Genomic DNA, 11,894 nt, shown 5'->3' with positions numbered 1-11,894 from the left:
TGCTACGATCAGCCTTCGTCAGGAACGGACGGATGCATGGCAATGGACAGCACGCTTCGTAGCACACCGATTGATTCGGAATCCGGGCGCGCATCGCACGCGACACACTATCGGTGGCAAGCGGCGACACGGTTCCGGGTCGCGCCCGCGTTCGTCGCGCTGCTGCTCGTCGTCGCGTCAACGGCATCGACGGCACAGGATCCCGTACGCAAAGCGGTCCCGCCCACCGGCGAAGAACTGCTGCGATACAACCACGAGTCGCTCCGGCCGTCGTACCAGGCATGCATGGATTCCGCAGCCGGAAGCCTGGGGGAGCAGGAGGAATGCATCGACGAGGAGTTCGCCTACCAGGATGGTGAACTCAATCGCATCTACCGCGAGAAGCTCGCCACGCTGTCGGGCCGGGACCAGAACGCCCTGCGTGAGATCGAGCTTCGCTGGATTCGCCAGATCTATGGCGACGACGGCTGCAAGATGCCTGCAGACCCTACACCCGCCCAGCGTCTGGACACCAAGCAATGCCTGACCGCCGCGACGATCATCCGGTGGCGGCAACTGAAAGACCCTCGCTTCGTCGCCAAGCGCATCCATGATTGGCTGAACCCGCGCAAGTCCGACGACACAGGAGAGCGGGAGATCCCGACATTCGGCGATTTCGGACTGCCGGATTCGGATGGAAAGCTGGAGCTGCAGGTTGGCGACATCAGCATCCGCACCCAGGTCGAAAACTGCAAGGGACAGACAAAGCTCTATTGCCAAGTCAAGACGCTCGCAATCACTGCGCCCTGGGGCGAACAGGTGCTGGCGCCGCCGCAGCTCTTCTTCCTTGATGCGGCCGATCAGATCCGCGGTTTCGACGTCACCGCCTACCGCGGCGACATGTCCGGGGGCTTCGGCAGCATGCTGCCCACCTTCATCATCTACGACCTCAACAGCGACGGCGACGAGGACCTGATGCTGTGGACCGATCCCTACGGCAGCTACGGCGATCCTTCGTACACCTATTTCCTGTTCGATCCGGCCCGGAAGGCATTCGTGGAAATACCCGCCCTGACCGAGGCCACCCGGGGCTTCACCCTGTCCAGGATCCGCCTCAACCAGTTGGACCTGTGGTACCGCAGCGGGCCGTGCCTGCGCGGTGAGAAGGTCGTCGCGATCCGCGGAACGATTCCGGTCGAGATTTCGCACAACGACTACAGCACTTGCGACTAGCAGCATGGTCACCCGGCGGAGGACGCGCCGGTTCAACGAAAGGGAATTTCCATGAGCGATGGTTACGGCAAGCACACGACCGGGTTCGGCATTACCCGGGAACACTCCATTGACCTGATCGTCCAGGCCTGCCTGGACAACAACATCACCGACACCCGCCAGATCGCCTATGTGCTGGCGACCGCGCAGCACGAGTCGAAGAACTTCCAGTCGCCGGAAGAAGATTGGGGCAGGAAGCAGGCCGTGCGTCTGGCCTACCACGGAGGCGAGGCGTATTACGGGCGCGGCTACGCACACATCACGCACTATGAGAACTATCGCGACATGGACGCCAGGCTGGGGCTTGACAGTACCCTGGTCGTCACGCCGCAGCGTGCCGCGGAGCCGGAGATCGCCACGCGGATCCTCGTCATCGGGATGCGCGACGGCAGTTTCGTACCCGGGCAGTCGTTGGAGCGCCACATCAACGCGCGACAAGCCGACTACGAGGGCGCCCGTTCAATCATCAATCCTCGCGACACCAGGACGGTGGCTCCGATCGCCGCCTTGGCACGGCACTGGGAAACCGAAGTTCCGGCCCTGGTCCGGAGGATCCAGCGCGACGGCATCGACCCCCTACCCGCGCAGGCCGGACCGGCGCCCGCCATGCTGCTCGCCAGGGGCGATGCCAGCCAGGACGTGTTCGAGATGCAGCAGTACCTCGCTGCGCTTGGCATGCAGGACGGCAGGAACAGGCCCATCACTGTGGACGGCGATTTCGGCCCGGGAACGGAACAGGCGGTGCAACGTTACGAGCGCAGCCGGGGTATCGAGTCGCCCACGGGACGGGTCGAAGCAAGCCTGTTCGCCCAACTCAGGGCCGACACCCTGCAGGCAGATCCGGATTTCAAGCGCCGAACCATGACGGACCTGTACGGCGCACTGGGCGACAATTCGCTTGATCCCGGCGAGAAAGGTGAACCGATCTTCGAAACGCGTCTGCAACTGGAGAAACTTGGCTATATCCCGCATGCACAGAGAAGCTGGAATACTGATCGTGTCTACGATCAACAACTCGAAAACGCCGTCCGCCAGTTCCAGCGTGAGTCACGCATTGAAGAAACTGGTGTAATGGATTCAGCTACTCGGCAGCGACTGAACGAACTTGCCACCGCACGCGGCTTCGCCCCCACCACCGAGTTCGACCGCGCCGAAAGCTGGCCGCCGATGCCGCCACCCTATACGCGCAGCGAGTACCAGCTTGAACAGGCCCCGCGCGCGCAAGCGGCGCCGGCAATGCGGCAGCGGACTGACGACTCGGGTCGGCAACGCGACGATGCCGCCCACGGTGCCGGGCCGGCGGCGAGACATCGCGTCGCGCCGGGGACTGGCGATGCGCGCGGCATGGATCCGTCTCACCCCGCCCACCCCCGCCACGCGCTCTACCAGGACTGCGCCTCCGGCGTGGACGCAATCGACCGGCAACTGGGCCGGACACCGGATGAACGCAGCGCCTGCATGAAGGCCAGCCTGGTCGAACTGGCCGCCCGCAGCGGACTCGATCGCGTGGACCAAGTGCTGCTCAGCATCCGCAGCGGCGAGGTGCAGGCGGGCCGGAACGTGTTCGTGGTGCAGGGCGCGCTCGGCGATCCCGCCCACCGGCGCGCGCACATGCCGACCAACCTGGCGTCGGCCACCGAGGTCGATGCGTCGTTTCGCAAGCTCATGGCGCTGGACAAGAACCGGTCGATCGAGCAGGCGCCGGAGCAAAACCTGCAGGAACAGGAAATCCAGGCGCGCAGTGCGGGCGCCAGGCGCGCTTGACCGCACTTTCCCACGTGTCGCGAAAGAAGCAGAAGCTCGCTGCTGAAGCCGCTCTTGCAAGAAATCCTGGCGCAAGGCGCTTTACCGCGCGGCGAAGCCGGGCCAAGCTTCGGGCATCTTCCCCGAAACGAAGGTTCCGCCATGTCCGTCGCCTACTGGTGCATCCTGGCCGCCGCGCTGCTCCCCTACCTCTGGGTCGTCTTCGCCAAGCGCGGCCCGCGCTACGACAACAGCGACCCGCGCCGCTGGCTGGCAAAGCAGGACGATGCGCGGCTGCACCGTGCCAATGCCGCACACCTCAACGCCTTCGAGGCGTTCGCGCCGTTCGCCGCCGGCGTGCTCATGGCACAGGCGGCCGGCGTCGAACCGGGGCTGGTGAGGACGCTCGCGCTCGCCTTCGTCGCGTTCCGGGTGTTGCACGGCGTCTTCTACATCACCAACGTGCACATGCTGCGCAGCCTGAGCTGGGTGGGCGGATTTGCCTGCGTGCTTTGGCTGATGGGATCGGCGGCACTGCGAATGGCCGCCTGAGTTCAGCCGTCGCGGCGCGCGCGGCGTTCGATCCGCGCCAGCACCAGCAGCACCAGCAGCGTGAGCGCGGTTGCGCCGAACGCGAGCAGGTGCGCATGCAGGCCCACCGCGATGCCGATCGCCGCCACCATCAGCAGCGAAGCGGCCGTGGTCAAACCGGCGATGGCGTTGCCGCCGCTGCGGCGGAAGATCGCGCCGGCGCCAAGGAAGCCGACGGCGGCGACCACCGCCTCGACCAGGCGCAGCGGATCGACCCGCACCATCGCGCGGTAGGACTCGTCGGCGTAGCGCACGGCCAGCAGGTCGCCCAGCCCCACCAGTAGCGCGGCGGCGCCTGCCACCAGCATGTGGGTGCGAAAGCCGGCAGGCCGGTCCTTGAGTTCGCGTTCGAACCCGATCACCCCGCCCAGCAGCATGGCGTAGGCGGTGGTCGCGAGGGTGGCCAGCTGCGCCGGCGCGTCGTCGAAGATCCCGATCATCGCCGCAGTCTGTGGCAACAGGTGTCGTCGGCGCGTGGACCGGGGCCACGGAGACATCCGTCCTTCAGCCCGAGTGCGGCAGACGGTACGCCTCGTGCGTCCGGACAGGCGGTTCCTCGCCGCTCCCCGGATGACGCCCGCCCCTTGCCGCTTACGGTCATCCCGGCGAAAACGGCCATGGCCGCGATTCGCGCAAGGACATCGCGGCCACGGCCGCTCCCGCCAAACCTACGCCGCGACCAGCCGCACCCGCGCGAAGTTGCGCTTGCCCACCTGCAGCACGCCCTCGAAGCCGGGCGCGAAGGTGCTGCCGGCGTCCTCGACCACGTGGCCGTCGACCTTCACCGCGCGCTCTTTCAGCTTGCGGTTGGCCTCGGAGTTGCTGGGCGTGATTCCGGCGGCGGTGAGCAGCGCGGCGATGCGGATGCCTTCGGCCGGGATCGCCACGTCCTGCAGCGGAAGCAGCGCGGCGTCGCCCTGCCCGGTCACCGCGACATGCCAGCCGGCGATCGCGGTTTCGGCGGCCGTGGCATCGTGGAAGCGCGTGGCCAGTTCGCGTGCCAGCCGCAGCTTCACATCGCGCGGATTGAGCGCGCCGGTGGCGACGTCGGCCTGCAGCCGCTTCGCCTCGTCGATGCCGATTTCGAAGCTCAGCAGCTCGATCCAGCGCCACATCAGCGCGTCGCCGATCTTCATCGTCTTGTTGACGATGTCGATCGCCGGCTCGTCGATGCCGATGTAGTTGCCCAGCGACTTGGACATCTTGTTGACGCCGTCCAGGCCCTCGAGCAGCGGCATCGTCAGCACGACCTGCGGCGGCTGGCCATGGCTTTCCTGCAGGCCGCGGCCCATCAGCAGGTTGAACTTCTGGTCGGTGCCGCCGAGTTCGACGTCGGCCTCGAGCGCCACCGAGTCGTAGCCCTGCACCAGCGGATACAGGAACTCGTGGATCGCGATCGGCTGCTGCGCCGCATGGCGCTTGGCGAAATCGTCGCGCTCGAGCATCCGCGCGACGGTGTGCTGCGCGGCCAGCCTGATCATGTCGGCGGCGGTCATCTTGCCGAACCACTCGCTGTTGAAGCGCACTTCGGTGCGTTCGCGATCGAGCACCTTGAACACCTGGTCGGCGTAGGTCTTCGCGTTCGCCAGCACGTCCTCGCGCGTGAGCGGCTTGCGCGTCACGTTCTTGCCGGTCGGGTCGCCGATCATTCCGGTGAAGTCGCCGATCAGGAAGATCACCTGGTGGCCGAGGTCCTGGAACTGCCGCATCTTGTTGAGCAGCACGGTGTGGCCGATGTGCAGGTCGGGCGCGGTCGGGTCGAAACCGGCCTTGATCCGCAGCGGGCGCCCCCCCGCCTTCATGGACGCGCCGAGACGCGCCTCGAGCTCCTCGCGCTTGAGGATCTCGTCGGCGCCGCGGGCAATGATCTCCATCGCAGGCGTCTGTGCGGCGAGGGCGGGGGGCAGGTCGGTGGCGTGGGGCACGGGCGGCTCGGGGTGACGGTGGCGGGCAGGAAGTGACAATCGCCGTGATGGCGTTTGTAAAGCAAAGTTAACACGCAGTTAAGGGGCGTTTTCGGGAATTCCCTGCCCGCTCAAACGTTTGACGCACACTTTTCGCGTGACTATGGTAACGCCCTGACGGGCCCTTCACGTGGGCCAGGATTGCCCTTTGATGACCGAACCCACCTCCCCCCAGGACCCCGGTCGCGGGCGCCTGATCCGGATCCGGAACCTCCGCGCCGCGGCCCTGAACGGGACGGAATTCGCCGCCGCACTGCCGGCCGGCTTCAACGGCCGCTGGACCCGCCGCCACTGGGCCCACGCCAGCCTGTTCGCGATGCTCGGCACGCTGGTCATGGCGCTGGTCCCGGGCTTCTCCAACGCGATGTCGTCGAGCGCGGAGCAGTCCGCCTCCCTCACGCCCAGCACCACCCTGTCGCTGCTGCTGCCGCCGCTGCCGCGCGCCGCGAAGCAGCAGCCGGTCGCCGCCGGCCCCAACTGGCAGCTGGTCAGCGTCGCCAAGGGCGAAACCCTCAGCCATGTGTTCGAACGCATGGCGCTGTCGCAATCCGACCTGCAGCGCGTCCTGTCCCAGCCCGGCGCCAAGGACACCCTGCGCCGGCTCCGGCCCGGCACCGAGCTGGCGTTCGAGCTGCAGCCGGTGGCAGCCGGCAAGCCGACGGCGCTGCGCGCATTCCGCTACGACCGCGACGACACCCACAGGATCGAGCTGCACGTCGACGGCGACAAGGTCACCGAGAAGGTGATCGAGCGCCCGGTCGAGGTCCGCACCGCGGTGATCAGCGGCAAGGTCGGGCGCTCGCTGTTCCACTCGGCGCGCAAGCTGGGGCTGTCGGGCAACAACATCCGCACGCTCACCGACGAGATCTTCAAGTACGACATCGACTTCAACTCCGACGTCGCCGCAAGCGACCGCTTCTCCGTCGTAGTCGAACAGACCTGGCGCGAGGGCGAGATGATCAAGAGCGGCCCGATCCTGGCCGCGACGTTCACCGCCCACGGCGACATGCACAGCGGCTTTCGCTTCGAACGCGGCGGCAAGGACGAGTACTTCAGCGCCGATGGCCGGCCGCTGAAGAAGGCCTTCATCCGCATGCCGGTGCAGTACACCCGCATCAGCTCGAAATTCACCAGCGCGCGCAAGCACCCGATCCTTGGCCGCACCCGCGCGCACCAGGGCGTGGACTTCGCCGCGCCCACCGGCACCCCGGTCATGGCGGCAGGCAACGCGCGCGTGACCTTCGTCGGCTGGAAGGGCGGCTACGGCCGCGCGGTGATCCTCGACCACGGCCGCGGCTACACCACGCTGTACGGGCACCTGTCGGCGTTCGGCAAGATCAAGCCAGGCCAGAGCGTTTCGCAGGGCACGGTGATCGGACGCGTCGGCAGCACCGGCCTGGCCACCGGCCCGCACCTGCACTACGAATTCCGCATCAATGGCGTGCACCGCAACCCGATGGCGGTGACGATGCCGCCGCCCGAGCCGCTGCGCGGCGCGCAGCTGGCCGAGTTCCGCACCCAGACCGGCCCGGCGCTGGCGCGCATCCGCAAGGTCGAAGACATCATCTACGCCGACGTGGGCGAGCCGTCGAAGGACAAGCGCGTGGCGAGCGCGGCGAAGCCCGGTTCCAAGAAAGGGTAAGCGGCGCGCCTGGCCGACACGTCATCGGCGTTGGCCGCACTCGTGAGCGCACGACCACGGGTGGATGCAAGGCGCTTGCAAGGCATCGCTTCGCGCCTCGGCTGAACGCGCTGCGCGAGTTCGGGCTGGCCGATCGGGCAAACCGGAGCCGTGCTGTCGCGTCACGCAGGGCAGCGGATCCGCCCATTCGACCCGGGAACACCCATCGCGCCCATGGGGCGCTCCTACAATGCAGCCATGCCTGCCTCCCTCTATCTTGGCCTGATCTCCGGCACCAGCGCCGACGGCATCGATGCCGCGCTGGTGGACTTCGACGATCCCGCCGGCACGCCCGCATCAAAGGCGCGCCTGGTCTTCGGCCGCACCTATCCCTGGCAGCCTGCGCTGCGCGCGCAGCTCGTTGCGCTCGGCCAGCAGTCGGCGCAGGTTTCGCTCGACGCGATCGCCGAACTCGACGTGCGCATCGGCCGCGCCTTCGCCGATGCGGCGCTGCAGGCGCTGGCCGACAGCGGCATCGCGGCCGCCGATGTTGCCGCGATCGGCTCGCACGGCCAGACCCTGCGCCACCGCCCCGACGGCGAGTCTCCGTACACCCTGCAGCTGGGCGACCCGAGCACGATCGCCGAACGCACCGGCATCCGTACGGTCGCCGATTTCCGTCGCCGCGATGTCGCTGCCGGCGGCCACGGCGCGCCGCTGCTGCCCGCATTGCATGCCGCCCTGCTGCGCGACGACGGCGAGGACCGCGCGGTGCTCAACCTCGGCGGCATCGCCAACCTCACCCTGCTACCGCGCACCGGCGACGTGCGCGGCTTCGACACCGGCCCGGCCAACGGACTGATGGATGCCTGGTGCCTGCGCCACCGCGGCGAGGCCTTCGACCGCGACGGCGCGTTCGCCGCGCAGGGGCGGGTCGATGACGCGCTGCTCGCGCGCCTGTGCGCGGAGCCGTGGTTCGCGCTGCCGCCGCCCAAGTCCACCGGTCGCGACCAGTTCCACCTGGGCTGGGTCGAGTCGCGGCTGCGCGGCGACGAAACGCCGCAGGACGTGCAAGCCACGCTGCTGGCGCTGACCGTGTGCACCATCGCCGACGCGCTGCGCGCCATCCAGCCGAACACCACGCGCCTGGTCGCCTGCGGCGGCGGCGTGCACAACCGCGCGCTGATGGCCGCGCTGGCCGGCGCATTGCCCGGTTGCGAGGTGGAGTCGAGCGCGGCGCACGGCCTGGATCCCGATGCGGTGGAGGCGATGGGATTCGCCTGGTTGGCCCGGCAGGCGCTGCGCGGCCTGCCGGGCAACCTGCCCTCGGTGAGCGGAGCGCGGGGGCCGCGTGTGCTGGGCGGAATCTACCCGCCGTAGGAGCGCCCCATGGGCGCGATCAGGCATTCCCGACGAAACCGGATCGCGCCCACGGGGCGCTGGGCACGGATCGATATCGCGCGACTGATCTCAGGCGTCAACGGCGCAAGCCGCGAGCTACGCGCCGGATCCGTCGCCGGGCAGCTTGCCGATCATCGCGAAACCGGCGTCGTCGGGGATGCCCTCGAGCGCGGCGAGCGCGGCTTGCAGCACCTCGTTCTCGGAATTGTCGAAATGCACCCGGCCGTCGCCCTCATACACATGCAGGCCCTGTTCGAGCAGGTGCAGCAAGGTTCGCGGCATGGTCCAGCCGCGCGCGTCGGCGACCCGCCTGATGCGATCGACGAGCACCTGGTCGACGTCGTGGAGGACGATTTCGGTCATGCGTGGTCCCATGGCTTCCTGCGCAGGTGCGCCGTCCGGCGGCGCGGCTCCTTGATACCGCGCAAGGGCGTTGCAGGCAAGCGCCCGAAGGCGTGCCCGACGGGCCGGGCGAACGCGGCACTCAGGCCGCGTCGCCGCCCCCTGCATCGTCGACCCGGAGCCGGCGCCACAGCCACGCCAGCAGCAGCAGGGTCGGCACGACGGTGAACGCGCTCAGGGTGAAGAAGGTGGCGTAGGAGGTCGCCTCCACGAAATATCCGGACACGCCGCCGGCAAACTTGCCCGGCAGGTTGGCCAGCGACACCAGCAGCGCGAACTGGGTCGCGGTGAAGTTGCGATCGGTGAGCGCCGACATGAATGCGATCAGCACCACCCCGGCAAAACCGAGGAACAGGTTGTCGGCGCTGATCGCCGCGTAGAACGCCCACAGCTCGCCCGGGTTGTGCGCCATCAGCAGGTAGGCAAGGTTCGACAGGGCGACGCCAAGCGCCGCCACCAGCAGCATCCGCCGCACCCCGAAGGCGGCGACCGCGATGCCGCCGAGGAATGCGCCGCCAATGCCCATCCAGATGCCGAACAGCTTGGACACGGTGGCGATGTCGGCCTTGCTGAAGCCGGAGTCCAGGTAGAACGGCCCGGCCATCACCCCGATCACCTGGTCGGGGAACTTGAACAGGCCCACGAACACCAGCAGCGCCAGGCCCAGCACGACGCCGTTGTTGCGGAAGTAGCTGGCGAACGGCTGCCAGAACGCGCCGAGGAAATCGATCCGGCGCTCGACCGTGGCCGCGCGCGCTTCCGGCTCCTTGCACAGCAGGGTGGCGGCCACCGGGATCAGCATCAGCGCCGCCATCCACAGGTACGACGGCCGCCAGCCCTGGAACTCGGCGATGTACAGCGCGCCGGCGCCGCCGACGATCAGGCCGAAGCGGTAGCCAAGGGTGTAGGTCGCGGCCAGCGCCGCCTGCGCCGAAGCGGGGGCCACCTCGATGCGATAGGCGTCGACCACCGAGTCCTGGGTCGCGCCGGCGAACGAACCCAGCAGCACCCACGCCACCAGCGCGCCGACGCCCAGGTCCGGCCGCGTCATCGCCAGCGCCGCCAGGCTCGCGCCCACCAGCAGCTGCGACACCAGCAGCCAGGAGCGGCGGCGGCCGAGGAACGCGGTCAGCGGGAACGCGTAGCGGTCGATCAGCGGCGCCCACAGGAACTTGAGCAGGTAGAAGAAGCTGGCCAGGCTGATCAGGCCGATGCTGCCCAAGTCCAGGCCCACGTCGCGCAGCCGCGTGGACAGCGTCATCGACGCCAGCAGCAGGAACGGCAAGCCGGAGCCAAACCCGAGCACCAGCAGCGTGAACGCCGACGGCGTGGTGAATGCGCGACGAATTCCGGACCAGCCCTTGTACGACACCGCGCCTTTGCTGGTGGCACTCATCCGGCGTAATCCACCGTGAACGGCGCGTGGTCGGAGAAGCGCGGCTCGCGCAGGATCGAGCAGGCCCGCAAACGGTCACGCAGCGACGGCGTGGCCAGCTGGTAGTCGATGCGCCAGCCGACGTTGTTGACGCGCGCGGCGCCGCGATTGCTCCACCAGGTGTAGTCCTGGCCTTCCGGATGCAGCGCGCGGTAGGCGTCGACCCAGCCGTCCGCGCGGCCCGGCGTGCCGTCGCTGCCGCCGTCCTCGCCGATCATGGCGTTGAGCCAGGCGCGCTCGGGCGGCAGGCAGCCGGAGTTCTTCTGGTTCGACTTCCAGTTGCGGATGTCCAGCGCACTGCGCACGATGTTCCAGTCACCGCACAGCACGTAGTCGCGGCCGCTGGCCAGCCACTGGTCGAGGATGGGCTTCAGCCACTCCATCGCCTCGAACTTGAAGCCCTGGCGCAATTCACCCGACGAGCCGGACGGGATGTAGAACGACACCACGCTGAGGTTGCCGAAGCGCGCCTCGATGTAGCGGCCTTCCTCGTCGAACGACTCGCGCCCCAGCGCGGTGCGCACCTCGTCGGGTTCGCGTTTGGCGTAGATCGCCACGCCGCTGTAGCCCTTCTTGGTGCTGGCGTCGCGGAACCAGGCGTTGTAGCCGCTGGGCAGGAAATCCGCATGCAGGCCGTCCGCCCCGGCGAGCTGGTGCTCCTGGGCCTTGGTTTCCTGCACGCACAGCACGTCGGCATCCTGCGCGGCGAACCAGTCGAAGAAACCCTTGCTGGCCGCGGAACGCAGGCCGTTGGCGTTGAAACTGATGATGCGCATGGGGGGAGAGCCGGGATTGGGGATTGGGGATTGGGGATTGGAAAAATGCAGGGGCAACGCCGCTGGTCTTCCTGCTTCGGCGGGAACGACGTCCGGCATTCGGTCGCCGCGCAAGGTTAACCCAAGCCATCCACGCAGGCCGGTGGCCGTCGCCCTGTACCCGCTACCATGCCGGCATGTTCGCCAAGCCCGACCTTCGCGTCACTCCGGTCAAGCCGGAACTCGTCGAAGCGCTGCGCGCGCTGCGCGTGGCGCCCGGACAGCAAACTTTCGTCGGCGACACCGGCTTCAACCTCGACGACGCCATGCGCGATCCGAACAGCGAAGCGATGGCGATCGTGGTCGGCGCCACGCCGGTCGGCTTCTACCGCCTGGACTTCGCGCCCACCATCGTCGCGCGCCGCTCGATCGGCGAGGCGGGCATCGGCCTGCGCGCATTCTTCCTCGACGCCGGCTGGCAGGGTCGCGGCCTCGGCACGCGCGCGGTGCAGGCCTGTTGCGAAGACCTGCAGGCGCGCCATCCCGACCGCCACCTGCTGGCGCTGAACGTGGACTGCCGCAACGTCGCGGCCATCAACGCCTATCGCAAGGCCGGCTTCGTCGACACCGGCGAGCTGTGCCTGGGCGGCAGCGCCGGACCGCAGCACCTGATGGTGCGGCGGCTGTGAGGCGGGCGCGCCGCCCGGTTCCACCGCAGGACGGGCTTCAGC

The 11,894-nt window shown here is 68.4% G+C and carries 11 protein-coding genes; 6 read left to right on the top strand and 5 right to left on the bottom strand.

The window, feature by feature from the left end:
- Positions 1-36 precede the first annotated feature (36 nt).
- The 3 genes from H570_RS18065 to H570_RS0104100 are packed head-to-tail and all read left to right on the top strand — an operon-like array spanning position 37 to position 3,546.
- Entirely contained in the window at positions 37-1,212 is a 1,176-nt protein-coding gene (locus H570_RS18065) for an XAC2610-related protein (protein WP_169447731.1), read from the top strand.
- A 51-nt stretch (positions 1,213-1,263) separates the two neighbouring features.
- Complete coding sequence (locus tag H570_RS18450) at positions 1,264-3,015, top strand: peptidoglycan-binding domain-containing protein (protein ID WP_084499715.1); 1,752 nt, start codon at positions 1,264-1,266, stop codon at positions 3,013-3,015.
- A 54-nt stretch (positions 3,016-3,069) separates the two neighbouring features.
- Positions 3,070-3,546, top strand: a complete 477-nt coding sequence (locus H570_RS0104100; protein WP_211219073.1) for an MAPEG family protein — start codon at positions 3,070-3,072, stop codon at positions 3,544-3,546.
- Positions 3,547-3,548: 2 nt separating this feature from the next.
- Here the strand turns inward: H570_RS0104100 and H570_RS0104095 are convergent, their stop codons facing one another.
- Together H570_RS0104095 and tyrS are read right to left on the bottom strand one after the other, a co-directional pair.
- A complete protein-coding gene (locus tag H570_RS0104095) occupies positions 3,549-4,025 on the bottom strand; it encodes an MgtC/SapB family protein (protein WP_036135061.1) in 477 nt (158 codons plus the stop codon).
- 228 nt (positions 4,026-4,253) lie between these two features.
- A complete protein-coding gene (gene tyrS / locus H570_RS0104090) occupies positions 4,254-5,459 on the bottom strand; it encodes a tyrosine--tRNA ligase (RefSeq protein ID WP_036135058.1) in 1,206 nt (401 codons plus the stop codon).
- Positions 5,460-5,700: 241 nt separating this feature from the next.
- On the opposite strand from tyrS, the gene H570_RS0104085 reads away from it, so the two are divergent.
- Complete coding sequence (locus tag H570_RS0104085) at positions 5,701-7,191, top strand: M23 family metallopeptidase (RefSeq protein WP_084499713.1); 1,491 nt, start codon at positions 5,701-5,703, stop codon at positions 7,189-7,191.
- A 237-nt stretch (positions 7,192-7,428) separates the two neighbouring features.
- Positions 7,429-8,550 (top strand): anhydro-N-acetylmuramic acid kinase, encoded by a 1,122-nt coding sequence (locus H570_RS0104080; RefSeq protein WP_027079630.1) that lies wholly within the window; start codon positions 7,429-7,431, stop codon positions 8,548-8,550.
- A 117-nt stretch (positions 8,551-8,667) separates the two neighbouring features.
- Here H570_RS0104080 and H570_RS16315 read toward each other — a convergent pair whose 3' ends face one another.
- From H570_RS16315 to H570_RS0104065, 3 genes are all read right to left on the bottom strand, one after another.
- Positions 8,668-8,934, bottom strand: coding sequence for a hypothetical protein (locus H570_RS16315; RefSeq protein WP_051176098.1), 267 nt, complete (start codon positions 8,932-8,934; stop codon positions 8,668-8,670).
- A gap of 121 nt (positions 8,935-9,055) precedes the next feature.
- Positions 9,056-10,369, bottom strand: coding sequence for an AmpG family muropeptide MFS transporter (locus H570_RS0104070; RefSeq protein WP_027079629.1), 1,314 nt, complete (start codon positions 10,367-10,369; stop codon positions 9,056-9,058).
- The gene (locus tag H570_RS0104065; protein ID WP_027079628.1) at positions 10,366-11,184 is read right to left on the bottom strand and encodes an exodeoxyribonuclease III; all 819 of its coding nucleotides are present in this window, start codon (positions 11,182-11,184) and stop codon (positions 10,366-10,368) included. Before H570_RS0104065 ends, H570_RS0104070 begins: the two co-directional genes overlap by 4 nt.
- Positions 11,185-11,360: 176 nt before the next feature.
- On the opposite strand from H570_RS0104065, the gene H570_RS0104060 reads away from it, so the two are divergent.
- Entirely contained in the window at positions 11,361-11,852 is a 492-nt protein-coding gene (locus H570_RS0104060; protein WP_027079627.1) for a GNAT family N-acetyltransferase, read from the top strand.
- Positions 11,853-11,894 lie beyond the last annotated feature (42 nt).

The organism is Luteimonas mephitis DSM 12574 (genome assembly GCF_000422305.1).
Classification (GTDB): Bacteria; Pseudomonadota; Gammaproteobacteria; order Xanthomonadales; family Xanthomonadaceae; genus Luteimonas; species Luteimonas mephitis.
The sequence above is the reverse complement of the archived record's forward strand: the minus strand, read 5'-3'. Positions and strand labels throughout refer to the sequence as shown.